At 28.2% G+C, this 24,455-nt stretch carries 28 protein-coding genes; all 28 read left to right on the top strand.

Translation table 11 applies throughout. From position 1 onward, the window contains the following. Positions 1–170: 170 nt before the first annotated feature. The 28 genes from AYC61_RS06105 (at position 171) to AYC61_RS05970 (ending at position 24,268) form a co-directional block, all read left to right on the top strand. Positions 171–701: a hypothetical protein gene (locus tag AYC61_RS06105; protein WP_066498223.1), complete on the top strand. Its 531-nt coding sequence runs from the start codon at positions 171–173 to the stop codon at positions 699–701. A 208-nt stretch (positions 702–909) separates the two neighbouring features. Continuing rightward, on the top strand, positions 910–1,515 hold the full coding sequence (locus tag AYC61_RS06100; protein WP_066498221.1) for a hypothetical protein: 606 nt from the start codon (positions 910–912) through the stop codon (positions 1,513–1,515). A 122-nt stretch (positions 1,516–1,637) separates the two neighbouring features. Continuing rightward, positions 1,638–2,339, top strand: coding sequence for a hypothetical protein (locus AYC61_RS06095; RefSeq protein WP_066498220.1), 702 nt, complete (start codon positions 1,638–1,640; stop codon positions 2,337–2,339). Between the two features lie 295 nt (positions 2,340–2,634). Beyond that, positions 2,635–3,711 carry a hypothetical protein gene (locus AYC61_RS06090; protein WP_066498218.1) on the top strand — a complete coding sequence of 359 codons (1,077 nt, stop codon included), beginning with the start codon at positions 2,635–2,637 and terminating at the stop codon, positions 3,709–3,711. Between the two features lie 29 nt (positions 3,712–3,740). Next, on the top strand, positions 3,741–4,322 hold the full coding sequence (locus AYC61_RS06085; protein ID WP_338026024.1) for a GNAT family N-acetyltransferase: 582 nt from the start codon (positions 3,741–3,743) through the stop codon (positions 4,320–4,322). Positions 4,323–4,485: 163 nt separating this feature from the next. Next, the gene (locus AYC61_RS06080) at positions 4,486–5,748 is read left to right on the top strand and encodes an MFS transporter (RefSeq protein ID WP_066498215.1); all 1,263 of its coding nucleotides are present in this window, start codon (positions 4,486–4,488) and stop codon (positions 5,746–5,748) included. 78 nt (positions 5,749–5,826) lie between these two features. Beyond that, positions 5,827–6,315 (top strand): DUF7000 family protein, encoded by a 489-nt coding sequence (locus AYC61_RS06075; protein ID WP_066498214.1) that lies wholly within the window; start codon positions 5,827–5,829, stop codon positions 6,313–6,315. 211 nt (positions 6,316–6,526) lie between these two features. Further along, on the top strand, positions 6,527–7,483 hold the full coding sequence (locus AYC61_RS06070; protein ID WP_066498213.1) for a GNAT family N-acetyltransferase: 957 nt from the start codon (positions 6,527–6,529) through the stop codon (positions 7,481–7,483). A gap of 146 nt (positions 7,484–7,629) precedes the next feature. Continuing rightward, positions 7,630–8,118, top strand: coding sequence for a DUF2238 domain-containing protein (locus AYC61_RS06065; RefSeq protein ID WP_066498212.1), 489 nt, complete (start codon positions 7,630–7,632; stop codon positions 8,116–8,118). Between the two features lie 533 nt (positions 8,119–8,651). Then, complete coding sequence (locus AYC61_RS06060; protein WP_066498211.1) at positions 8,652–9,167, top strand: GNAT family N-acetyltransferase; 516 nt, start codon at positions 8,652–8,654, stop codon at positions 9,165–9,167. Positions 9,168–9,809: 642 nt separating this feature from the next. Continuing rightward, positions 9,810–11,075: an MFS transporter gene (locus AYC61_RS06055; RefSeq protein ID WP_066498210.1), complete on the top strand. Its 1,266-nt coding sequence runs from the start codon at positions 9,810–9,812 to the stop codon at positions 11,073–11,075. A 78-nt stretch (positions 11,076–11,153) separates the two neighbouring features. Continuing rightward, complete coding sequence (locus AYC61_RS06050; protein ID WP_066498207.1) at positions 11,154–11,648, top strand: GNAT family N-acetyltransferase; 495 nt, start codon at positions 11,154–11,156, stop codon at positions 11,646–11,648. A gap of 250 nt (positions 11,649–11,898) precedes the next feature. Then, positions 11,899–12,885 carry a polysaccharide biosynthesis/export family protein gene (locus AYC61_RS06045; protein WP_066498205.1) on the top strand — a complete coding sequence of 329 codons (987 nt, stop codon included), beginning with the start codon at positions 11,899–11,901 and terminating at the stop codon, positions 12,883–12,885. Between the two features lie 418 nt (positions 12,886–13,303). Then, positions 13,304–13,915: a class I SAM-dependent methyltransferase gene (locus AYC61_RS06040; RefSeq protein WP_162265443.1), complete on the top strand. Its 612-nt coding sequence runs from the start codon at positions 13,304–13,306 to the stop codon at positions 13,913–13,915. Between the two features lie 118 nt (positions 13,916–14,033). Beyond that, entirely contained in the window at positions 14,034–14,606 is a 573-nt protein-coding gene (locus AYC61_RS06035; protein ID WP_066498201.1) for a hypothetical protein, read from the top strand. Between the two features lie 32 nt (positions 14,607–14,638). Then, entirely contained in the window at positions 14,639–15,361 is a 723-nt protein-coding gene (locus tag AYC61_RS06030) for a DUF5131 family protein (protein WP_066498199.1), read from the top strand. A gap of 299 nt (positions 15,362–15,660) precedes the next feature. Next, positions 15,661–16,074, top strand: coding sequence for a GNAT family N-acetyltransferase (locus AYC61_RS06025; protein WP_156456368.1), 414 nt, complete (start codon positions 15,661–15,663; stop codon positions 16,072–16,074). Positions 16,075–16,168: 94 nt separating this feature from the next. Beyond that, positions 16,169–16,600 (top strand): GNAT family N-acetyltransferase, encoded by a 432-nt coding sequence (locus AYC61_RS06020; RefSeq protein WP_066498195.1) that lies wholly within the window; start codon positions 16,169–16,171, stop codon positions 16,598–16,600. A 191-nt stretch (positions 16,601–16,791) separates the two neighbouring features. Then, positions 16,792–17,322 (top strand): ribonuclease FAU-1 family protein, encoded by a 531-nt coding sequence (locus AYC61_RS06015; RefSeq protein ID WP_066498193.1) that lies wholly within the window; start codon positions 16,792–16,794, stop codon positions 17,320–17,322. A 515-nt stretch (positions 17,323–17,837) separates the two neighbouring features. Further along, positions 17,838–18,887 carry a nucleoside triphosphate pyrophosphohydrolase family protein gene (locus tag AYC61_RS06010; RefSeq protein WP_066498191.1) on the top strand — a complete coding sequence of 350 codons (1,050 nt, stop codon included), beginning with the start codon at positions 17,838–17,840 and terminating at the stop codon, positions 18,885–18,887. Positions 18,888–19,139: 252 nt separating this feature from the next. Continuing rightward, a complete protein-coding gene (locus AYC61_RS06005) occupies positions 19,140–19,733 on the top strand; it encodes a DJ-1/PfpI family protein (RefSeq protein WP_066498188.1) in 594 nt (197 codons plus the stop codon). Positions 19,734–19,896: 163 nt separating this feature from the next. Further along, on the top strand, positions 19,897–20,085 hold the full coding sequence (locus tag AYC61_RS06000; protein ID WP_066498186.1) for a DUF6199 family natural product biosynthesis protein: 189 nt from the start codon (positions 19,897–19,899) through the stop codon (positions 20,083–20,085). 322 nt (positions 20,086–20,407) lie between these two features. Beyond that, positions 20,408–20,839 (top strand): DUF3788 domain-containing protein, encoded by a 432-nt coding sequence (locus tag AYC61_RS05995; protein WP_066498183.1) that lies wholly within the window; start codon positions 20,408–20,410, stop codon positions 20,837–20,839. Positions 20,840–21,004: 165 nt separating this feature from the next. Continuing rightward, positions 21,005–21,448, top strand: coding sequence for a hypothetical protein (locus tag AYC61_RS05990; RefSeq protein ID WP_066498182.1), 444 nt, complete (start codon positions 21,005–21,007; stop codon positions 21,446–21,448). 75 nt (positions 21,449–21,523) lie between these two features. Further along, positions 21,524–22,000 (top strand): pyridoxamine 5'-phosphate oxidase family protein, encoded by a 477-nt coding sequence (locus tag AYC61_RS05985; RefSeq protein WP_066498181.1) that lies wholly within the window; start codon positions 21,524–21,526, stop codon positions 21,998–22,000. A gap of 74 nt (positions 22,001–22,074) precedes the next feature. Continuing rightward, the gene (locus tag AYC61_RS05980) at positions 22,075–23,022 is read left to right on the top strand and encodes a phosphotransferase (RefSeq protein WP_162265442.1); all 948 of its coding nucleotides are present in this window, start codon (positions 22,075–22,077) and stop codon (positions 23,020–23,022) included. Between the two features lie 166 nt (positions 23,023–23,188). Further along, positions 23,189–23,686 (top strand): NUDIX domain-containing protein, encoded by a 498-nt coding sequence (locus AYC61_RS05975; RefSeq protein ID WP_066498177.1) that lies wholly within the window; start codon positions 23,189–23,191, stop codon positions 23,684–23,686. 96 nt (positions 23,687–23,782) lie between these two features. Continuing rightward, positions 23,783–24,268 carry a hypothetical protein gene (locus AYC61_RS05970; protein WP_066498176.1) on the top strand — a complete coding sequence of 162 codons (486 nt, stop codon included), beginning with the start codon at positions 23,783–23,785 and terminating at the stop codon, positions 24,266–24,268. Positions 24,269–24,455: the final 187 nt, after the last annotated feature.

Below are 24,455 nucleotides of genomic sequence, written 5' to 3'. Positions count from 1 at the left end.
CGAAGTTTACCGGCACTTTTGATTATAAAAAAGTTTAAACTACAAAAATGCCCATTAAAAATAAATGAACAATATGTTAAAATATAACTATACAAATTTACAGATAATAGGTGTTGTAGAAATGATGTCAGATGTATATTTATATTGGTGATGGCCGAAGGGGGATGGCTATGTTTAAGAGGATGTTAATTATTTTATTTTTTTTGACTGCGATTATTTCATTTTTTGGGTGCCAAAGCGAAGGAAGGCTTGATATATCAGATGTGACGATAACAGGTAGTAGTAAAACAATTGGATATCATAAGACAATAATTGAAAAAGATAATCTTAACGACAACGAAAAAATAGCTAACATTTTCAAGATGCTTTTAGACGAACAATCGGAACTTGTTCTAGTCAAAGCGGATGAAACTATAGAGATAGAGTTCAACAACATACCACCTAAAAGGATCACTCTATATGACCATTATATACATGAGCTTGATGGTACAAATAAGTTTGGTGAAGCGGATTATAGAGAAATACAATCTGATGGCAATGTTTATTCATTTAAACTCGGAAGAACTTCTGCAGAGTTATTAGAATCGGATTTGAGAGGGTATAAATACAGGGGGTTAAGATTGAGTTGTGAATGGGATAACTATGAATACGAATATGCATTTGTAGTTAAAACAATAATGATACCCAAAACAACACGATAAGTAGTAATCTTTACATTACATTTAGCAAATCATTAATCATGGCTCTTTTTGATAAGTTTTCTCGTATATGGCATATAATTCAAAGATATTTTGAAAGAAACTCCACTTTCTTATGAGAATGGAGAATATCAAATAAACTAACACAAAAAACGAAGTTAATATATAATATGAGTATATACAATGTTCTACTTATAATAGGGAGGTAAATATGAAAAAAAAAGCCATATATATACCGCTTGCCTTATTAATCACAATAGTGGTTTCTATACTTTTTTCTAGCTGTCATCAAAATAAAAAAACTTCTGATAAGACAATAGTCAATGAAAATATAATCCAGATTAAAGATTTTAGAGTAAATTCCGATTCTACGAAAATGAATACGTCGGTAAAAGGAACGATATTTATAGAAGGTACTGAGGAAATTCCTGAACATATACATATTGTTGCTTGGATTGAGGTAGACCCTGATGATTGGGGTGGAGTTGTTTTCTATATTCCTAAAAAGTGGAATGTTTCCAACATAATAAGCAGCTATCCTGAAAACAAAGCTCAAGCATTACCTGCGGAGTATGTAACGACATGGCATACTACTGATTCTGAGTTATATGAATGGCACAAGTTTATAGAAATAGGAAGAGATCATAGTTATATACCGACAGGAGGTGGTACAGGAACTGTTGTGATTGATTTAGTTCCAGATGAAAATGCAATACAGCAATTAGAGAAATTCAATATCATGATTGCGGTAGGCTGTGATAAAAAAAATGGCATAAAGATACTCGAAACTGATAGTATATCAATTGAAATACCTTAACTGAACATTGAAACAAAAGAGATGGCAGAGGATAAAATGATTAAGTAGATGGGTTCGTAAATCCTAATGTTATAAGATATTTATTCAACTTAATTAGTGGACAGGGTGAAAGGATGAAAATAATGAGGAAAAAATTTATTGTTTTTATATTGACTTTAGTAATGGTTATACTAGTTGTTTCTATTCAAAAAAATAAAGAGGTACAGAAAATCAAGGAAGATGTGTTTGCAAGTCCTCGACAATTAGGAGAATTTATTCTGTATGGAAGCAAAGATAATAAGTTTTTTTATTATAAGCCAGTTGAGGATATGAACAACATACAAAAAATATCAAGAAATCTATATGAAAAAATTAATTTTATGCCAATAAGAGATAAAAAAATTTTTGATTATAGTAGTAAAGAAATATATGTAGTTGAGAATAAAGGAAAAACAGAAGATGAAACATATCAGCATGTGCAAATACAATATCATAAAGATGGAGGAAATTTTATAATTTTTTCTGCTTATGAGGTAAGAAATTTTAAGGATAACTTTGAGAACTTAAAAGAACAATACATAAAACAAAAAGAAGATTTATTTGGAAATGAAGTTGAAATTCTAAAATTGAAAGATGATATGAGTTATATTCACTTTAAAAATACTACTTGTGAATCGCTTACTTATATGTATTATAAGTATAATCTAGATGATAGTATTACATTAGTATATACTGTTGGAGATGAAATTCTTACATACAAAGAAGGTATTTTGTATCATATAGCTTTCAATATAGAGATAAATGAGGATGTTTTAGTTAAGATGCTTAATACTTTTATTAGATAGTCAATTAATTTGTTTAATCTAATCGGTACCCTCCACCTATAGAGATGAGGGTCTCTTACGTCTTGGTATAGATATATTTATATAAGGAAGATGATTTATATGACATTAAATAAAGTAAGTTTGATATATGAAGGGGTACTAAACTATAGTTTACTTAAAAAACCGAGGGAAATGACAATGTTTCTTCTAGCATAAAAGAATTTGGTAGAATAACATCTCATTGGAGATTTACTTTGGTTATAAATTATAAAATAAAAGGGAGAAAAAATATACCTGAATTACTGGAGGTACAGCTATGAAAGCGCATATAAAAAAGAAATTAGAAGAAAGAAATGATAGAATAATTAAAGCGGTTATCAAAAAGGCAGAAAATGTCTGTCCAGGTGCAATTGCATTAATAGGAATTGCAGGTTCATTTTATTCGGGCGACATACATGAAAAATCTGACTTGGATTTATGTATTGTTATTAATGATGATAGTGCTTGGAAGATAGCATCATGCTTTATTATAGATGATGTAGCTTTTGATATATATTGTACTCCATGGAGTAAATTAGAGAAAATGGCAGAATACAATAATCCTTATATTACAAAATTATTTGAGCTAGATATTGTTTATTGCAGTGATGAAAAGTACATTAACAGATATATGGAATTTAGATCGAATGTTTTTAGTAAGCTAAATACGGAATATTCAATAAAAGATAATGATAAGGCAGAAAAATTTGTTGATGAAGCAAGTAAAGAATATGCTGATATAATGCTGAGTAATAAATATGGAGAATGCAGATATGCAGTAGCAAGGATGCTAAATAATATTGAGTTTGCTGTTTATATGTATAATAAGGCATATATAAAAAGAGGTGTTAAAAGAATTCCAGAAGAAATTTCTGTGATGAAATATCTTCCGATAGGGTTTAATGAAGTGTATTGGAAATTAATCAAAGCACAGAGTGTTGTAGAGATTAAAGAAACATCAACAACATTAATGCAAGCAGTAAAAGATTTTGCAAAGAAAATGAAAGATAAAGTTACTCCAAAGAAGGAAATCTCAGAAACTAATATTGATGGTTCTTATGAAGAAATCTTTTCTAATTGGAAAAATAAAATGTATTATGCTGCACAAAAAAATGATGTTTATTTATCGTTGATGGCAGCTGCGAGTTGTCAGCAATTCTATGACGAGATGTATAGCGAATTCAATATTGACAAAGTAGATCTTATGAAAAATATTAAAGTGGATAATTTAATCTTGTCGGCAAAAGCATTTGATGATGCAATGGAAGAATATAAAAAGAACTATGATAGAATTAATGCTAAGGTTAGGTATTATAAAGATTTGGATGAATTTGAAAAAAATTATTTGGAGTAAGTAAATTTAAACAATATTATAAGGGGGAGATTATCATATATTATTACAAAGATAAAGAAATTAAAATTCGTGACATATGTGAGGATGATGCTGCGGTATTATTTGTTTGGTCAATTAGTGAAGATTTAAATAAATATGATCCAAAACCGATTCCTGTGAATAGTAGTGCTTTATTAAAGGAATGTAAGAGTTTTTGTGACAAATTTGATAATAATATAATGAATGAAACTTCTATACTTAATGAGTATAAATATTTTATAGTAGAAAACAATGAAGAAAGGCAAATAGGTTTTGTAAATTTATTTGGATTTAATGAAGATAAAACAGATGCTGAATTAGGAGTAGTTGTTGGTGACAAGACATTTTGGAATAAGGGCATAGCCTACAAAAGTGTTAAAGCTGTAATAGAATATGCTTTTAAAGAGTTGCAATTATCTAGAATACATATTGAGACTGGTGAAAAAAATACAGCAGCGTTAAGGCTATTTAGTAAATTAGGCTTTAAAAAATGTGATGAATACTGTGAGGATTGTGGATTCAAATTTATTGTTATGGAAAGTTTTGCTAAAGAGAAGTATGGCATAAGAAAAAGAAGCAAGAACACGATTTAATGAAAGAAGAGTAACTGGTAGGAATATGATTCTAATCGTAAGCACTACGGTAAAATAATAAGAATATAACAGCAATCAACTATTTTATATAAATCATAATAGATTATATTAAGTTTAATAAAGTGGATATAAATTAAAATGATAAATCAAAGGGATGAATTATATGAATTTAAAGCTTCTAAAGAAAAAAGACTTTTTATTATTAATGCTTGGAAAATTAGTATCATTACTAGGGACGCAAATGCAGAACTTTGCACTTTCACTGTATGTTTTAAAAATAACAGGATCTGCTACGAAATTTGCATCTGTTTTAGCTGTTACATTGATACCTAATATTATTTTAGGTCCAATTGCTGGAGTTTTAGTGGATTGGTTTGATAGAAAAAGAATAATTGTTTTACTAGATGTAATTAGAGGAATGATTATAGCAATTTATGCAGTAGTATTCAAAATTAATGGAAGTTTAACACTTGGTAGCATATATACACTTGTAATTATTACATCATTAGCATCACTATTATTTCAACCTGCTATTTTAACAGCTATTCCAAGTATAGTCAAAAAAGAAGAATTGGTTGATGCTAATGCGGTTAATTCTTTTATATTAAGTATAGGACAATTATTGGCTCCAGCTGTTGCAGGAGTATTATTTGGATTTTATGGTTTATTTATAATTTTAGTTATTAATTCAATAAGTTTCATTGCATCTGCCATTAGTGAAACATTCATAGATTTTCCAAAATCAAACAAAAAACCTAGCAAAATAGATTTAAATAGATTTTTAAAAGATTTTCAGGAAGGAATTAAATTTATTAAGAGTAAAAGAATAATGGTTAATATTATCTTTTTAGGATTAATAATAAATTGTGCATTTAATCCAATATTTACTGTTGGTTTACCATATATCTCGAAAAGAATACTTTTTATAACTGATATTCAGTACGGTATGTTAGAGTCAATTCAGGTAGTAGGTATGATAATTGCTCCGCTTTTAACAGGATTTGTTTGTAGGAGATTAAGTATAGGAAAAGTTATATACTTAGATATTCTAATCACATCTTTACTTATTGCAATTATTGGTGTAATTTCTTCAAATGTTTATTTGAATTTATTTAATACCAATACCATACCATATATTTCTTTGATAATTATTACTTTTATGATAGCAGTAATAAATATTATTGGTAATGTAGCTGTAAACACAATGTTTCAAAAGGAAGTACCACTTGAAATAATGGGACGAGTAGGAACTGTAAATTCATCGATATGTATGGGAGCAATACCTTTAGGTCAAATGGTAATTGGGTTTTTATTTGATAAAATAAGTGCTTGGATTTGTGTAAGCATTTGTGCTGTTATATTATTTATAACAATAATGCTTTTTAGGACAAGTCTTTGCGGTGACACGCAAGGTAAAACCTGTTAATAATGTCTAATCATGACGGTTGCAAAATTGTTAGGGACGATAGTTGTGGAAAGTGTATTTTAAGAAAGGGGATTCTACATGGAATCTTTAAATAAGTATATTAATGAATATAAAAAACAAATTGAAAATGGTGATATAAAAAAAGCATACAAAGGTTTGATGGATTTTATCATGGATTTAAGAATTCATTTAAAAAATAGGCATCCAGATTATATTGTATCAGGGAGTATATACCATGGCTACATGGATATTACATTTTTTTATTTTACACCTCAATCATTAAAAAATAAAAAACTGAAAATTGCTATAGTATTTATTCATGAAAAGTGTAGATTTGAGGTTTGGTTTGCAGGTAATAACAGACAGATTCAAGCAAAATATCGTCAATTGCTTCAGGATATAAATTGGAATAAATACAAAATTTCACCTGAAGAAAAAGGTGTTGATTTAATTATTGAGTCCGTATTGGTAGATAATCCAGATTTTGATGACTTAAATTCGTTAACGAATCAAATTGAAATGGGTGTATTGAAATTCATTGAAGATATCCAATATGTTCTAGATTAAATATAGAGTATAATGTTATTGGGTTTGACCTAGCTATAGGTTAGTTAAGAATGAATGGATTTTATGATAAATATAATCTGTTATTTAAGTAGCAGTTTGTATAAATAAATATGTGGAAAATGAAAGGAGTGATTGTGATGAAAAGTTTAAGTTTATATAATAAAAAATTGTATATCGAGGTGAAAATAGAATAGTAAAGGAGAATTAATAAATGATATTTGAAAAAATTAATTGTAATCATATTGAAGAAGCCGCTAGTATTGCATTAGCTGAATATACTGAAGAATGTAATGTTGTTATTGAGTTACCCAGAAAAGATTATAAGGATTTGTTTTGTAATATGTTATCTGATATGATAGGTAACAATCTTGGAGTCGTTGCACTTGATAAGAAGAAGATAGTTGGATTCATTACTTGTTATGGACCAATAGAAAATTTCTTTGGAACAGTACAAGGGGTATTTTCTCCAATTCATGGGCATGGAGCTATTAAAGAAGATAGAGAACGCATTTATTCAATGTTATATCAAGAAGCTGCAAAGATTTGGGTAGAACAAGGAATATTCAGTCATGCTATTGCAGTATATGCTCATAATCAAATAGCGATTGATTCATATTTTCGCAATGGATTTGGCATGAGATGTGTTGATGCTATTACATCAGTTAATAATGAAATGATATCATATGAAGCTAAAAGCAATGTTACAATGAGAGAAATACCTATGAATCAGATAGAAAGTATACTTGAACTGAAAAATAATTTAGTTAAGCACCTTGAAAACAGCCCAACTTTTATGCCATTACAACTTTTTGATATTGTAAAATTTAGAGAACAATCTAGAAAGCGAAATTCAAGGTTTTTTACAGCAAATATTGAAGGTAAATTGATTGGTTATGTAGAAATAATGTCATCTGGTGAGAATTTTACATGTTATGATGATGGGACTGTTAATATTTGTGGTGCTTATATATATCCTGAGTATCGAGGTACAGGATTATATAAAAATTTAATAGCCTACATGATTAAAAAAATAAAGAAAGAAGGCTATAAATGCTGTGGTGTGGATTTTGAGAGTATTAATCCAAATGCAAATAAATTTTGGTTAAAGTATTTTACTCCCTATACATACAGTATGGTAAGGCGTATTGATGAGAGAATAAATAGTTAATGAACCTTCTGGGAGAAGTTAATATTTAATATTAACTTCTCTATTAGATATAATCTTAGGAACTGTTTCCTTTGATATATAATTAATAATTTGAAGATTAATTGTTTTTTATTAATATGCGTATAGTAGTTGGAGGTAGCATTTTTATGAATAAACTATCAGGAAATTATGATTATAATAATATTAAAAAAAATTTAAAAATAACAAAATACCAAATTAAAGATTGGATTATATGTAGCTTTAAAAAAGGAGCTTGGGCTCCATTAGCTGTATTTAGTATCCATGTAATATCAAGTTTGTTACTGAATATATATAATGTTTTTCCATCTTTTGATATACCAATGCATTTTCTTGGTGGTGTTGCTATAACCTATTTTTTTATACAGTGTATAACTTGTGCTATAAAAAAAGATATTTTAGGTAAACCATCATTTTTAGTGGTAATTCTATTGGTATTTTTATTAACCTGTACGACCACTATATTCTGGGAATTTATCGAATGGATTTTAGATGCATTGTTTCAAATGCATATGCAAGTTAGTTTAAATGATACATTACTAGATATGCTACTTGGTATTTTAGGCGGAATTGTGATGATAGGCATAAAACTGACAAATATAACAAAAAATAAATAAAAGAAGTTATCGGAGATTAGAACTAAAATTAAAATCAATAGGACGGCAAACTGAGTAAAACCAAGCAACAATCATTGGATTTGATTGTTGTGTTTATTTAGTAAGTGTAATGAAAGAAATCAAATAAAAAACGAAATTAAAGTATTCTTATTTAATATATTACTTAACTTTTTGCAATAGTTAATTTATTGCAATTTTTTTGTGCAGAAAGAGAAGGATATTCAGTTAAATGTTTACTGACATGGTAAATGAGAGTACAATGTTATTAGGTGTTATTTTATATAGTTTTTTTATGTCAGATAAATAAAACACAGAAAATTATAGTTGTTCAAGTCAAAGAACTACAAAGATGTATCCCATGTAACAAGAAATAGTCTTAGAAATATACAAAGCATTGAATAAAATAATGAAGTTAGGGGGTTCTATTACAGGAAGATTTCATGAATCAAAGTTCTTAAATGCTAGAGCTATATGAAAGAACACATTGAAAAGCTTGAGGGAAGGATTTGTATATATAAAATGGAGGATAAATTATGAAGGATTTATTTTTAGTTAAGCCTAGTAAAAAATATCAAAAGAGTTTTGAAAATTATGCTCTAACATACAGAAAAATAAATGATGAACATTATTTTAATAAATATAAAAAAGCATTGGAAAATTTCCAAGATTATTTGAACGACTTACACAATTATTCCAAGGGTAAAAACCTACCTCAAGGGGATGTTACAACTTCAACATTCTGGTTAATTGATAAAAAAGCAGTTGTAGGAGTAGTGAGAATTAGACAACAAGAGGTAGATTGTGCTGGTCATATAGGTTATGATATATCACCAGATTGTAGAAAAAGAGGTTATGGTTTTCAGATTTTAAAATTGGCTTTAGAAAAGGCTATAAAGATAGGAATAGAAGAAGTAATTTTAACTTGTAATATAGACAATACAGCCTCAAAGAAAATTATAGAAAAGAACAACGGAAAATTATTAGGAACTATTTTTGATGAAGAGGAAAATGAATATCTGTACAAATATAGTATTACAATGACAAAATAATACATTTAATAATTTTAATGCAGTCTGACATTTCCTTTTGATATATAATATATTACTTAATCTTTGCAGTAGATAATTTACTGTAATTTTTTTTATATAATATAAATACTTTTGTATAATAAATTATTAAAATAGTTAGGTTACCCTATGGGTTTATGTAGTTATTAGGAGCAGTTGGTTACTGTTTGATTAGGGTAGATGTCATTAGAAAATATATATGAGTAACCAATTTAACGTGGCTAAGTCACTCTTATTCTCAGAAAAAGAAGGTTATATAGTTAACAGTTTACTGTTATGGTAAATAAGAGTATAATGTTATTGTGGGATTGTCTATAATCATTTTTTACATGTTAGATACATAGAACATATGAAATTATAGTTATGCCAGTTTTAAACTAAGAAGATAATATGCACATGTTAAAAAAATAATCTTAGAAATATACAAAGTCCATTGCATAAAATGATTAAGTAGGAATTGTACTACAGAAAGATTTCGCGAACTAAAGTTCGTAAAATCATAACAATATTAGAAGCATTCACGAATTTTAGTTCTTGAATGTATGAGTTATGAGACATCTTAGTATAGTAGACAGAAAAAGTGAAATAATCATATTATTTAAATAAGTTATAAGGAGAGAAAAGATGGACAATAATGCAAGTGCTAAATCTAATAATTGTAATTCAAAGAAAATAGTTAAGACAAAAAATAAATTATGGAATATGAATTTTATATTACTATGGCAAGGTCAGTTTGTTTCTAATTTCGGAGATTCAATATACGATATAGCCTTAGGATTCTGGATATTAGCTAAAACAGGATCTACTGGTTTGATGGGAATATTAATGGCAACGGCAGTTATTCCAAGAGTGTTTTTGTCACCTATTGCTGGTACATATGTAGATAGACATAATCGAAAAAATATACTTATTGTAACAGATCTTATTAGAGGGATAGTAATAAGTTTTGTTGGTGTAGCAGCAGTTATGAATTTTATTCAGATTTGGATGGTACTCATGGGTGGAATAGTTCTTGGAATCTGTGGTTCTTTCTTTAATCCAGCTGTACAATCCTCTATTCCTGACTTAGTACCAAAGGATAAGCTTGTAAAGGCTAATTCAACTTTTTCGTTAGCTAGCACAGGCACAGATATTATAGGAAAAACTTTAGGGGGATTTTTATTTCATTTAATAGGTGCACCTATCATGTTTTTAATCAATGGTATAAGTTATATTTTCTCTGCTTGTACTGAGTTGTTTATAAAGATCCCAAATAAGAAGAGGGATATAAATAAAGTTAAATTTTTTGAAGATTTAAAATCAGGGTTCAATTATGTAAAGAGTAATAAAGGTATTAAGTATTTATATATTACTATTGCTATTCTTAACTTTTTTGCTATCATGGGTATTACTTTATTGCTCCCATTGTTCAATTCAAAACAATATCTTGGACCAGAGAGATACGGGGTAGCAATGGCATTCTCAACTGGAGGAATGTTTTTAGGATTCTTAATCCTGTCTATTGTTGATTTGAGTAATATTAAGAAGTCATTGATTTTTATTGCTGGAGGGTTAATTAATGGCTTGGCTATGGGAATACTTCCACACGTTCCTAACTATTTTATTATTGTAATCTTATTATTCATTAACGGTTTTTCTGTTGCTATTATTAATTCAATAATTCAATCAACTATGCAAGCGGCAGTTTCAGATGACATGCGAGGAAAAGTATTTGGTTTTAGAAGAACTTTATCATCGTCACTAGTTCCTATGGCAATGGCAATAGGTGGTATATTAGCAGAATTTATTTCAATAAGTATAATAATTTCAGTTGGATTTAGTATTATATTTATATTGTTCTTTGCTTTAGGATTTATAAAACCTGTAAAAAAATTAATTGATAATTTGTAATCTTTAGGGACAGTTCCTTTTGATATATTGAGAGTAGAGACAACTAATAACAAAAGATGTGTAGAAAGAAGGGATTAAATGAGGTTAATAGAACCTACTGATGATATGAAAATAGCATTTTCTTATATGGTTGAAGATTACAAACAGGTTCAAGAGTTAAGGTATCAAGAAACATTTGAAGCATATATGGATAAGGTAGAAAGATATTCAAAAGGAGAAAATTTAAAAACAGGACATGTACCTTCAATTACATTTTGGTTAATTGATGATAATGAAATGATCCTTGGAGTAAGTAGATTAAGACAATATTTAGTATCTCATTTGGAGAAAGAAGGAGGTCACATTGGTTATGATGTTCCACCTCCACTTAGAAGAAAAGGTTATGGCAGTATGTTATTAAAATTAACATTAAGGAGGGCAAAAGAATTAGGAATGGATAAAGTTTTGGTAACATGTGATCGTGATAACATAGGATCTTCTAAAGTAATTGAGAACAATGGTGGGAAATTAGAAAATGAAGTTATATCTGATTCTTCAGGCAAAAAGATATTACGTTATTGGATAGAATTATAGAAATTATGTATAGTTAGGGAGATAAGTTGAGTAGAATGAATCAATAGATAAATTAGGAATCTATACAAGATTAGAGAGAGGTATACATTTTATACAGTACCTTCACACAAACACAGCTTTTGGCTTATAGAGTTACCACTGCATTAGATGTTTGCAAGCTCACAGCCATGAGCAGAGGTTGTAAGTTCATATTATCATAAGGTATTAATGTTTAATCCAGTTTTATTTCTAGAAATTTAGGAGGTTATATATGAGAATCAAATTTATAGTTTTAGTTTTGGCTATTTCACTATTAACAGGTTGTACATTATCTACGATGAAAACATATAATAATGATGATATAGATACTGAAATAAAAACATCTGCACAAAAAACTATTGATAAATTCTTTAAAGGAATTATAAATCAGGATATAAATATGATCAAAGATATTTGTTTAATTACTGATAATCAACAATTTGATAAAAGTAGTTTAGATTACATAATGCAAACAAAGGATTTGTTTAAAAAGAATAATCCAATTTTATTACAACAATTGTATACAGTTTCAAACAATGATAATATTACAGTTTTCCTTCCAGATTTTGATGGATATGCATGTACACTACCTACAAATAAAATGGATGCATTTACATCATTCTATACTATTGAGAATGGTGCTAATAATATACTCATAATGGTTAATTTATTGAAAGACAGTAATAAAGAATGGAAAATGTCCAAAGTTTATTTTGGTGAATATGAAATAATGGGAAAGGGTATTGAAGATTGGATTTATGAGGCTAAGAAATTTAAGGACAAAGGATACTTATTATCGGCTTGTTCTTGTCAATATTTAGCATTAAGACTTTCAAGACCTAGTAAATATATGAATTATTTAAAGGAAGATACAATCAAATCAAAGTATGAAGAGTTTCAAAAAGAGGTTATTGATAACTACTCTTTTCCAATGAAAATACAGCTTTCCAATTATGAGATTGAGATATATAATATAGATTTAATTCCTGTTAAAGAGGGCTATGTATATCAAGTGAAATATGTTACAAAACAGGACATTATCAATCCTAATGAAAATCAAATGGAAAAAGAAGCTGATTTTATACATAAGCAAATGGAACAAATCATACCGGGATTCGGAAAAGGAATTTCAAACTGTATACTCTATTCTGCTTTTAGTGAGCCGCCAATTGATCCGAATAAGCAGTACAAAGCATTTAGCACGATTGTTGAAGAGTAATGTATTATATAGAATGATTACGTCCATTATTTATTACGTTAACTCATAATACCAGAGCAACAAAAATACTAAGCAGTGAAGTAAAAATATCAATTATAACACGAGGATTAATAATATACAAGAAGATGTAAAACAAAGTTTACAAGCATGTACTATAGGTATATAAAAGAGCCAAACTGATATATGTACATGTAATGAAAGATGAAATATAAATGCAGTTAATGTTTATTTCCATTTTAATATATTATTTAAATATTTGAAGTAGTTTAATTTACTAATTTTTATTAAAAAGAAAGTTATACGAAGTGGATAAAATGATGAAATAGGAGGAATTTTACTACAACAAACTTCGTAAATGCAAGAATCATATGACATTATCTATAAATTATGTGTTTGTGTATTTATAAAGGAGATAAAAATGAGAGATTATAAAGAAAAATCTAGAAAAGCTTTTAATGATAAAGCAGATATATATTTAAGTACAAATGATCATAAAGTCACAGCTCATTTAAAAAATACTGCATTAAATGATGTAGATCCAAATGAGGGCGATAAGTTATTAGATGTTGGATGTGGAATAGGAGATTTACTCAAAAATTTCACAAGTAAATCTAATAATATTGAATTATATGGTATAGATTATTCAGAAAAAATGATTGAACAAGCTAAAATAAATTTGGGAGATAGTGCTAATTTATGTATTGGAGATGCTGAGGATTTACCATATGATTGCAATATGTTTGACTTTATAATATCATGTGCAGCATTTCATCATTTTCCAAATGCAGAGCAAGCATTAAAAGAAATGAAAAGAGTAATGAAAAAGGATAGCAAATTATTAATTTATGATTTTACTGTACCAAACGGGTTAAGGCAAATTATGAACTTTTTTATTAAATTTTCAAATGACGGTGATTACAAAATATATTCTGCTAAAGAATTAAGTAAATTATCAAGTAGATTGGGATTTAGAGACGTATCATATAAACAACTAACTTCAAACGGGTTTTGTGTAATTGCATATAAATAATAAATATTAAGTTGTCAAATGGCACAATATGCTTCTGGAAACATTCAAGAGTTATTTAAAAATGTGCACTAGTGTATACTATAGAACTAAAATATATTGTGATTTGGGGGAAAGAAAAGTGGGATTTGAAAAGCATTTAAGAAAATTGAATATTGATGAAATGATTATTGAAAAAATAATGAACGTTGATTATCCTAGGGATAAGGATAATCCAAAACAAGATTTAGCTAATTTCATGGCAGTTGCTATGCAAAAATGCGAGGAGTTGCTAGATTATGATACTATTAGTGAAGTTATGTATGATAGAGCTTGTTGTAAAAGTGGCGCAAGATTAAAAAATTCAAGGCTTTTTGCAAAGGAAAATAAAAATAAGACATTAGAAGAGAAGTTAAGTTTATTAGGGAATGTAAATTATATGGGTAAACCTTTCTTAAATAAGAATGGAGATATAGAAACTGTTGCTGTAGGAAGTTATAATATTAGTAATATGACTTGTCCTTGTTGGCATTTTAATGGTGCTAAACCAGCTAATAGTTTGATGCCACTATCTTATTGTAAATGCTGTGCTGGTCATTTTAGATTTCATTATCAAAAAGCATTAGGCTTAAAGTTAAGGTTAAAAGAAGTAGTCTCATCCATTTTAAATAGTGATGGTAAGAGTCCATGTGTTTTTATCTATGAGATTATATAAATATAACTATATATTCAGTGGGAGGTAGAATTATGACAGTATGGAACCCATGGAGGGGATGTCATAAAAAAAGCGAAGGGTGTTTGAATTGTTATATTCATAGAGCGAATGCAAGAAAAGGTATTAATACCGATATCATATATAAAACAGGAGAATTTTATAAACCTATAGAAAAAGATCATAAGGGAAACTACAAAATGAAAAGTGGACAAATAGTGTATTTATGCTTTAATAGTGACTTTTTGATTGAAGAAGCGGATAACTGGCGAAATGAAGCATGGGAAATGATGAGAATACGTAATGATCTAAATTTCATGTTTATAACAAAGCGAATTGAACGTTTTATGATAGGATTACCAGATGATTTTGAATATGGTTTTGATAATGTAACAGTTTGTTCAACTGTTGAAAATCAAATTAGAGCAGATGAAAGAATTTCTATTTTAAAAGAATTACCAATAAAACACAAATTAATTACGATTCAACCTATGCTTGAAAAAATAGATATATCAGATTATTTGGATAATACATTTGATTATGTGGTTGTAGGTGGAGAATCAGGAAAGGATGTTAGACCTTTATACTATGATTGGGTTCTAGATATAAGAGAACAGTGCATTAAAAAGAATGTTAATTTTGAATTCAGGCAGCTTGGTTCTATATTCATTAAAGATGGGATTACATATAAAGTTCAGAAACGATATTTATGTTCTCAGGCTAGAAAAGCAAATATTAATTATAGAACAGAATCATAGGGGACGGTTCCTGCGTTTGCTAGAGAGACTTATCTTAGATATATACAGCAACTTCTCAGTCATTCAAGTCCAAAAATTACGGAGATATATATACCATGTTATAAAAAATAGTCTTAGAAATATACGAAGTTCTTTGAATAATGATGAAGTAGGGGGAATTCTATTATTAAGAGGGTTTTATGAACCTAAGTTCAAAAACCCTCTTAATAATAGAGGCTAATGCTCTTGGAATAGCAATTTTATGGAATTTTATTAATAAAAAAATGTAGAAAGTTACTTACAAATAAGGAGTGGTAATTTTGATTTTATATAAAACTTATTCTGACGAATTAAAACACTTAGAATTAGGAGCAGGTTTTTTTAAAGATTGGCCAAATCCCCCAAGTGAAGAAAAACATAAAGAAATATTAGAAAAAAGCTATAGATCTTTAGTTGCTATAGATGAAAAGAGCAACAAAATTATTGGATTTATAAATGCTGTTAGCGACGGAATTCTATCGGCTTATATTCGTCTTTTAGAAGTGTTACCTAAATATCAAAGACAGGGTATCGGCTCTGAATTGGTTAAAAAAATGTTAGAAGAATTAAATGATTTTTATATGGTTGATTTATGCTGTGATGAAAATCTTCTATCTTTTTATAAGAAATTAGGAATGATAAAATCTCAAGGAATGATACATAGAAATTACAAATATCAATGTGGTAGAGATTAATAAAATAAAAAATAAGAATCATTTTTATATGACGTGTAAATAAAAATTATCTGAGAGAGCTATAGGAATAATAAAGTAACATGAGGTGATTAAGATGAATGATGAAGCAGTAATTCGTGCAATGAAAGAGTCAGATTTAGATGAAGCTCTTAAATTATGGAGAATATCTTTTAATGTAGGTTTTTCAACAAATTTTGATACTAAAGAAATTCTAATAAAGTATCTAAATAGAAATCCTGGATTGAGTTCCGTAGCATGTACGAAGGAAGGAAAATTAATTGGTGCTTTAATGTGTGGGCATGATGGTAGAAGAGGTTCTATTTATCATACAGCAGTTTATAGTGAATTTAGAAATAAAGGTATTGGAAGAAGGATGGAGCAACGTTCTTTAGAAGAATTAAAAAAAGCTGGTATTACTACAGGATTTTTATTTATTAATGTTAATAATCCTGGTTCAAAAGAATTTTGGAACTCGATCGGATGGACTGTTATATCAAACATAAAATACTTATATAAGGAGTTTTAGTTTAAGATACATTTGTAAATTATGTAAAGGGTGCCTATAGGCTTAATCAGGTGTATAGTCGCGACGTCTATCGGTCTCTGAATTACAGGACACATAACTATACCTAAATAAAGTTTTGAGCAAGTGTGCATAGTAGCACAGTTTTGTAGAATGTCAATTGAACGGTGTTAGCGAGATTGGGAGGAATTATTATGAAAAGAAAATATATAAACGGGATCAATTGGAAATGGCTAGATTCATATTCATCCCAATTTAAGCATATAGACGACATATTTAGTGGATATATTTCATTAATTAAAGTTGATAAGGTAAAGCGAAAGATTACTGTTGATTATGAGCAGTCAGAAAACTGTTTATTTGATGATGGTTATAAATGTTTAGTTTTTTTACCAGACAATGAAAAGTGGTGCGTTAGTGCTGTGTATAATAGATCAGGTGAAATAATTGAATGGTATTTCGATATGACAAAAGAAAATTCAATTGATGAATTGGGTAATCCCTTTTTCTATGACCTATATCTAGATATTGCTGTTTCATCAGATTTTAAAGTAGTTATCCTTGATGAAGATGAGTTAAAAGAAGCTCTAGAAGCAAAAATAATAACAAATTTCGATTATGAAATGGCTTATGAAACTTGTAATAAAATAATGAAGGAGATAATTCCGAATAGAGACTTTTTAGTTTCTTTTTTTCGTAAATATTTAATAAGTATGGAACATTAAAGATAACCTAAATAAAGGTAATTTGTATTTCTGTGCGCACATCACAGGAGTATTAATAAATAGACAAAGATGACGTAATACAAAGTTTAAAGCAGGTGTTATAAGTATTTAAACAAGTAAAACTGATATATACATGTAATTAAAGAGATGAAATAAAACGCAATTAATGTTATCTTTACATTAATATATGATTTATTATTTGCAGTAGTTAATTTACTGCAATTTTTTTGCACAGAAAAAGGAGGCTTTATAGTTAAGTGTTTACTGTTATGGTAAAAAAGAGTATAATGATGTAGGGGGTTGTCTTATAATATTCTAACTATATGTTGTATGGAGATATATACATGTTGTAAAAAAATTTGAAAGATACAAGGTGAATTGTATAAAAAGATGGAGTATAAGGAGTTCTACTACAGGAAGTTCGCAAACTTTGGTTCGTGAATGTTAAAGGTAGCTTATTGTTTAAAATTATTTTCAATAAAATGAAAATTATTATAAAATTAGGGGGTGGCATAATGAAAGTAGTATACAAAAGAAAACAAAGTTTAAACCAATATGTAAAAATGTTTGAAGAGATTTATGAGCCTATTCAAAATAATGAGAGAAATTTTTATCAAGTGCTTGCTAGGTTATTAGAGTCAATTGCAGCATGTAGTCAATTTATTAATAAAGGGTATGAAAAAGGTTTAGCTGAGAATTTACCTGATGTATTCTCATGGTTTTGTAGTTTAATTGTTAAAGTAGATATTAAATTGGATATTGAAAAAGCATTATGGAAAAAGTTTCCGAATTGTTGTCCTTATTGTTTAAAGAAACCATGTATTTGTACAGGTGAAAGAAAAAATCTTGAAGATAACTCATCTGCTTTACAAGAACTTTCTGATTGTATTAGTGATAAGCCTAGAACATTAGATGAATGGCAAAGTATGTTTGAGCGAATATATCCAAGGAATCCAGATGGTTATGATCAAAAAAGCAATTTTGCTCATTTAATTGAGGAACTAGGTGAAACGTCTGAATCATATCGAATAAGATATTTCTTTCCAAGTGCAATTGAGAGCGAATTAGCAGATGTATTTACATGGATTATGGGAATAGCTAACCTAATCAACGCGAAAGCTAAAGCTAACTTTATTCCTGGCTTTTCAGAATATAGACTAGATGAACAGGTATTTAGTAAATACTCTGGAAAGTGTCCCAATTGTAATAGGATACCTTGTTCGTGTGTAATAAGCCAAGCTAAGCAAAAAATATCAGAGTTGAATGTGATGTATCCTATAGATGTAATGAACAAGCTTGATAGGGTAGTAGCTGAACTAGACATTAGATTAGATGAAAAAATAAAAGTACTATTTCGTCAGCCAGAAGCTCAGAATTTTCTACATGAATTGAAAAATACAATAAATGAAAAAGAGATAAATGAAGAAATTGTTAAAGATGTTATTAGTAAATTAAAAGATGAGGAAAAACATAAGAAGTGGTATGAAACATTATCATTATCAGGCATGGCAGAAAGCGGTATAGTATCAATAGTGACACTGCTAGTACAGGCGTTGTACAGTTAATTATAATCGTTAAGGTTTCTATTATGTTTTTGATATTGAAGCCTTAAATTTATCAAATTGCTGAATTTCTTGTTATCATGTACTTCTATATTAGGCTAATTTTTTTAGAACATGTGATTCATAAGAAATTTAATAGCTATGCTTTAAGTTAAATATAATTTAAAAGTACTAATTTTATATTAAAAATCAACTTATACAAGATGAAGCTTAGGTCATTAAATGACATAGATGATTAAAATGGAGGTATCAAATATGAAAGAGAGAAAAACAGCTGTGTTGTTATTTGATTACTTCAGTAATTTCGAAATTAGTGTAGCATTATCAATTCTTTATCAAAGTGGTAGAAAGCATGATGTATTCTGTTTGAAAGAGGAAGCTAGAAGTGAGGAAGGTTTGATTGTAAAAAGGACTAAAGCATTAGATGATATTTGTATTGAAGAGTATGACTCTTTGCTAATACCTGGGTGTATGGATCTTAGGGATATAATTGATGATGATCAAATACATTATTTTCTTAAGAAGTTCAATTCTCCAAAGATGGTCATTGCAAGCATTTCAAGTTCGCCTTTATTACTATTGAAAGCAGGACTGCTTGAGAACAAAAAATACATAGCAGGTGTAATGAAAGAAGAATTAATTGAGGAAGGGTTTACCATGGAACAGATGCGTGACATGAGGGATATTACAGAATTGAAGAATAATGATGGTACGATTGAAACTCATTGTATTGATGGAAATATACTGACTGCTATCGGTATGGGTTTCATTGAATTCGGAATTGAGTTTGGGAAAATGTTAAATTTAGAGTTTAATGAAGGTTGGTATAATGTCAATTTGAGGCGTTAGGAGAAATTGTTATTACAAGGTAGTTTTTTATGAAACGGCACATGTAATTCTAGATAAGGTCAAAGATGGAAACTGATTATTTATAATTCATACTTAAAGTTACCTAGTTTAATAGACTAGTTGTTCAATTTGGCAAATATTCAATGAAAGAGGTAAATATTTTATGAATGTATTAGCAGGTCTTTTTATTATTATAATAGGTATTTTAAATATAGCAATACCTGAGCAAATGGCTATGTTTGGCGAAAGATGGAAATATAAAGATGCAGAACCTAGTGATATAAATATAGCTATGACAAGAGTTGGCGGAATTTTTGTTATTATTTGTGGTATTGTAGTTATGTTATATTAGCTTTATACTATGCAGTAGTCTCAATTGAAACAGTTTAAATATTATGAGGAAGGTTTGATTTAAACAAGTATATATATATACTTGTTAACGAGTAAAAACAACAAATAGTATAATGTAATTAAATAAATGAAATAAAAATGTTTATATTAATTTGATATTACTTAATTATTTGCAGTATTTAATATACTGTGATTTTTTTTGTGCAGAAGAAGGTTATATAGTTAAAGGTTTACTATTATGGTAATTAAGAATATAATATTATAAAAGGTTGTCTTATAATGGTTAATTATATGTTAGGTAAAAATAAAGGAGGAAATTTGTTATGTTTGAAAGGATGTTAAATAAAGAAAAGATTCCTTCTATGGAAGAAATATACGAGACAATAGGAAATGAAAGTGTTTTACTTTTTGAAGCACTTGAAGAGTTTTTGAAAGATTCATATAGTTTATCAACTGAGCTGAGATTTCCATTCGGTAATAATTATGGATGGGGAAATAAGTATTCTCATAAGAGTAAGCATTTGTGCTATGTGTTTTTTGAAACTGGGGCTATCACAGTTTTAATTCAGATTGGTAAAGGTGAACTTTCAAAGCTAAATAAACAGATTAGTGAGTTTATTCCCAAAACAAAAGAACTTTGGGAAAAACGTTATCCTTGTGGAGCTGGAGGGTGGATAAATTACAGAGTACAAAATACCGATGAATTAGAGGATGTCAAGAAGCTATTAGCTATAAAGAAAGCGCCTATTAAGTAGAGAAAATATTTTGTTGAAAAATAAATATAGTACATATTTTAAACTATTGAAATTCAAATAATGGAGCTGTTTGGAATGACCTAATATTGTGTACTTTAGCATATTTAGTAGGTATTGTTTTTTACTTATCAGTTCAGAGATGTAGGAAATACAAAGGGGGATTATATGGGTTTAAATGTTAGCAAATTAGAGGAATTAATTGATAAATGGCAAGATATTTTAAGATTAAGGGATTGGGATATAAAGCTAAAAATTGTTGATACAGAATGGAGAAAATCAGGAGATATAAAAATTGATATGGATGATAAAAAAGCAGTAATGCTAATTAATAATAATCCAAAATCCACAAATCTTGAAGAGTTAGTTGTTCATGAATTATTACATTTAAAATTGTGGGGAATGGATCAAATGATTGAAGGGTTCATAATTCAGGTATTTGGAAAAGACGAGAGTGATATAAAAAAAGAATTTGCAATGAATCAATTTTTTACATTGCTTGAATCGACCGTCGAAGATTTAGCGAAAGGTTTTTTAAAAGCGAATGGTTGTAAAGAAGAATTAAGCTTTGGAAGATTACAGAAATTGATACATGATGAAATAGGTAATTAGTATATACTAACTTAAATAATCGCTATATAGATAAACATGGTATTACTTTATCAAAAAAATGAAAGGAGAAACGATATGGCGAACACAGCTAATGAAATTCAAAAAGAGAGAATTAGAGAAATAGAGGAAAAAGCAAGACTGTTATTAGAAAAATGTGATGTTGTAACTCTGGCTTCCGTAAATGAAAACGGATATCCTCGTATTTGTACAATCAACAAGATTAAAGCAAATGGTTTTTCAGAAATCTACTTTTTCACTTCAAAAAGGTCGCATATAAACGGAAAAGCTACGCATTTTCAAAATAACACGAAAGCAAGCGTGTGTTATAATCTTGGAAGCGATAGTGTTACACTTATAGGAAATGTTGAAATAGTAGAAGACATGAATATTAAAAGAGAATTTGATAAATATTGCGATAGAAATTTCTTTAAAAAAGGTGTCGAAGATCCTAAGTGCTTTTTATTAAGGTTTCGCACTAATGAAGCAACATTTTGGATTGAGCGTAAATTTAGAACATGTAAATACAAAGCTAAAAAAAATAAAAAGAAATAAAGAATGAAAAGATAAGAGAAAATATTTGTTTGAAATGATAGTTTATTTAATTCATTATTGGAGGAAGAATGACTTTGAACAAGCTTAATTTATATTATGATTGTGATAACTTAATTAAAATACTAAACAATTGTTATAAACTAAACTTTAAAGAAATTTATCTACATAGAGAAATGATTGGTTGTGTTTATTTTGCAAAAAATAGTAGGAAAAAGTATGTTCTAAAGATCTATCGTCAATTTAACACAGAGCAAGCGTTACAATCAATTGAAGTTATACAATTTTTAAAAAAGAATAACTATCCTGTAGTTTCTATTATTCCAACCGAGGTTGGTAGTCTATATATTAAGCTAAATATACCAGAGGGGCAGTGTATTGGAATACTATATGATTATATCGAAGGAATAGAGCCAAATTTCAGTACAGAAATAACAAATGTTGGACAGCAAATTGGAGAACTTCATAATCTAATGATAAAATACCCTAATCCTTTAATTAAACGAGATAAAGAATTTTATATTGACCGTTACGTCGCAATTTTGCAGAAACTTCACTATAGTTCGGTAAAAATCAAAGAGCTTGAAAGCTATGGTAATGAAATCTGGAGTAATATAAAGAGATTACCAAATGGATTTTGTCATGGTGATTTACATTCTGGTAATATGCTTCAAACAAAATTAAATAAATATATTCTATTTGACTTTGATATTGTATCATATTCTTATTCTATTATTGATGTAGCTACTTTAAGTAATGATACTGGTTTTAATCAACTTGATGAGTCAACTTATGATAGTACAAAAAAAATGTTTGAGAGATTTTATCAAGGATATTCAAAAAAAAGAACTATAAACGATATTGAAATAGCAGCTATATTTGATTTTATTGCTGTAAGGCATTATGAATTAATTGCCACAATAACTGAATGTCAAGGCTTAAATAGTTTAAGCCAATCTTTTTTGGATGAGCAATTTGAGTGGTTAATGAAGTGGAGAGATATATGTAATAGAAAAAGATTTTAAAGAAATAATATGAGAATAATTTTTATATAAAACAATACGTAGTCATGCAAGATAGTTTAATAGTAATTTCAGGACATTCAAGTTTAATGACTACTGATATATATTGATATAAATCTATTAGATGAGTAAGGTGTTTTACTATATTTATAAACAGAGGAGAAAGCGTATGGAGTATTTTGATATATTAAATAAAGATGGAAGTAAAAGTGGTCATATAGCACCAAAAGGTGAAATACTGTCAAATGGTCAATATTATTTAGGTGTACATGCATATATACATAACTCAAAAGGAGAGTTTTTACTTCAACAAAGGTCTAAAACAAAAGAATTTTTGCCAGGTGGATGGGATATACATATGGGACATGTTATAGCTGGGGAAACAAGTAAAGTAGCTATTATTAGAGAAATACATGAAGAATTAGGGATAAAGATAGAAAATGTAAATTTTATAAAAAGGATAACTTGGGAAAAATATAATCATTTTATTGACATCTATACAGTATGTGAAGATATTGATATTTGCGATTTAACATTACAAAAATCTGAAGTAGAAAATGTCAAATATATTTCAAAAGATGAAATGATTAAGTTAATAAGAAATATGGATTACAGACCAGAAGAATATAGAATTATTATGGAGAATTATGTTAGAGAGATTCATTAGGACTTTTGATTATGGGATATTACATAGACAATTTTAAGGAGCTTTTTTAAATGTGTTACATACAATTCAGTATTAATTGAGATAAGGAGCAGAATAATGGAGATATTAGAAATAGTACAAGGAGAAAGAATTGGACCTATAAAGTTAGGAATGACTAGAGAGGAAGTTTACAAAATATTAGGAAAGCCTAAGAAACTGCAAGAGTCTTGTGAATGGGTTAGTGACTATCATATAGGTTATGACGACAATAAAGTCAATTTTATAGAAATACCTAATAGTTTTATGGATACTCATTTTGTTTTATTTAATGGAGTGGATGTATTCAGAACTGAGGCAAATTTATTGGTGAAATTTGTTTCTGAATATGGATCTTATATTGATGAAGATATGGGATATAGTTATAGTTTTCCTACATTAGGATTAGGGTTTTGGAGACCTAATGTATTTGAATATGAGATGGTAAATGATTCAGAATTCAAAGAAATGGATGAAGAAATTCAACTTGATGAAATAAAATACCTATATTTTGAAGCTGTTTGTATATTTGTAGAAGATTATTATAACAAAAGTGAAAGTATGTAAATACAAAAATCTTTAATGGAATTATGCTATAATTTGATTTCAAAAAGAAAGAAATGCTACTGCAGAAAAAAATCACACAAATAATATATTAAGCAAAATAACTACTGATAGTCAGTAAAGTATTAAAAGCTTAGCTTATGGTATTAGTGATATTTTATTAGGATGTAATGTAAAAACAAGTAATATA

The sequence above is a fragment of the Abyssisolibacter fermentans genome (genome assembly GCF_001559865.1).
GTDB classification, from domain to species: Bacteria; Bacillota; Clostridia; order Tissierellales; family MCWD3; genus Abyssisolibacter; species Abyssisolibacter fermentans.
The sequence above is the reverse complement of the archived record's forward strand: the minus strand, read 5'-3'. Positions and strand labels throughout refer to the sequence as shown.

Excerpts from the sequence above, each read along its gene's own strand:
- AYC61_RS06020 (WP_066498195.1), top strand. The coding sequence starts at position 16,169 with ATGAATGATGAAGCAGTAATTCGTGCAATGAAAGAGTCAGATTTAGAT.
- AYC61_RS06000 (WP_066498186.1), top strand. The coding sequence starts at position 19,897 with ATGAATGTATTAGCAGGTCTTTTTATTATTATAATAGGTATTTTAAAT.
- AYC61_RS06015 (WP_066498193.1), top strand. The coding sequence starts at position 16,792 with ATGAAAAGAAAATATATAAACGGGATCAATTGGAAATGGCTAGATTCA.
- AYC61_RS05990 (WP_066498182.1), top strand. The coding sequence starts at position 21,005 with ATGGGTTTAAATGTTAGCAAATTAGAGGAATTAATTGATAAATGGCAA.
- AYC61_RS05970 (WP_066498176.1), top strand. The coding sequence starts at position 23,783 with ATGGAGATATTAGAAATAGTACAAGGAGAAAGAATTGGACCTATAAAG.
- AYC61_RS05995 (WP_066498183.1), top strand. The coding sequence starts at position 20,408 with ATGTTTGAAAGGATGTTAAATAAAGAAAAGATTCCTTCTATGGAAGAA.
- AYC61_RS06030 (WP_066498199.1), top strand. The coding sequence starts at position 14,639 with ATGACAGTATGGAACCCATGGAGGGGATGTCATAAAAAAAGCGAAGGG.
- AYC61_RS06005 (WP_066498188.1), top strand. The coding sequence starts at position 19,140 with ATGAAAGAGAGAAAAACAGCTGTGTTGTTATTTGATTACTTCAGTAAT.
- AYC61_RS06100 (WP_066498221.1), top strand. The coding sequence starts at position 910 with ATGAAAAAAAAAGCCATATATATACCGCTTGCCTTATTAATCACAATA.
- AYC61_RS06010 (WP_066498191.1), top strand. The coding sequence starts at position 17,838 with ATGAAAGTAGTATACAAAAGAAAACAAAGTTTAAACCAATATGTAAAA.
- AYC61_RS06095 (WP_066498220.1), top strand. The coding sequence starts at position 1,638 with ATGAGGAAAAAATTTATTGTTTTTATATTGACTTTAGTAATGGTTATA.
- AYC61_RS06080 (WP_066498215.1), top strand. The coding sequence starts at position 4,486 with ATGAATTTAAAGCTTCTAAAGAAAAAAGACTTTTTATTATTAATGCTT.
- AYC61_RS06070 (WP_066498213.1), top strand. The coding sequence starts at position 6,527 with ATGATATTTGAAAAAATTAATTGTAATCATATTGAAGAAGCCGCTAGT.
- AYC61_RS06050 (WP_066498207.1), top strand. The coding sequence starts at position 11,154 with ATGAGGTTAATAGAACCTACTGATGATATGAAAATAGCATTTTCTTAT.
- AYC61_RS05975 (WP_066498177.1), top strand. The coding sequence starts at position 23,189 with ATGGAGTATTTTGATATATTAAATAAAGATGGAAGTAAAAGTGGTCAT.
- AYC61_RS05985 (WP_066498181.1), top strand. The coding sequence starts at position 21,524 with ATGGCGAACACAGCTAATGAAATTCAAAAAGAGAGAATTAGAGAAATA.
- AYC61_RS06060 (WP_066498211.1), top strand. The coding sequence starts at position 8,652 with ATGAAGGATTTATTTTTAGTTAAGCCTAGTAAAAAATATCAAAAGAGT.
- AYC61_RS06105 (WP_066498223.1), top strand. The coding sequence starts at position 171 with ATGTTTAAGAGGATGTTAATTATTTTATTTTTTTTGACTGCGATTATT.
- AYC61_RS06045 (WP_066498205.1), top strand. The coding sequence starts at position 11,899 with ATGAGAATCAAATTTATAGTTTTAGTTTTGGCTATTTCACTATTAACA.
- AYC61_RS06090 (WP_066498218.1), top strand. The coding sequence starts at position 2,635 with ATGAAAGCGCATATAAAAAAGAAATTAGAAGAAAGAAATGATAGAATA.
- AYC61_RS06040 (WP_162265443.1), top strand. The coding sequence starts at position 13,304 with ATGAGAGATTATAAAGAAAAATCTAGAAAAGCTTTTAATGATAAAGCA.
- AYC61_RS06065 (WP_066498212.1), top strand. The coding sequence starts at position 7,630 with ATGAATAAACTATCAGGAAATTATGATTATAATAATATTAAAAAAAAT.
- AYC61_RS06055 (WP_066498210.1), top strand. The coding sequence starts at position 9,810 with ATGGACAATAATGCAAGTGCTAAATCTAATAATTGTAATTCAAAGAAA.
- AYC61_RS06075 (WP_066498214.1), top strand. The coding sequence starts at position 5,827 with ATGGAATCTTTAAATAAGTATATTAATGAATATAAAAAACAAATTGAA.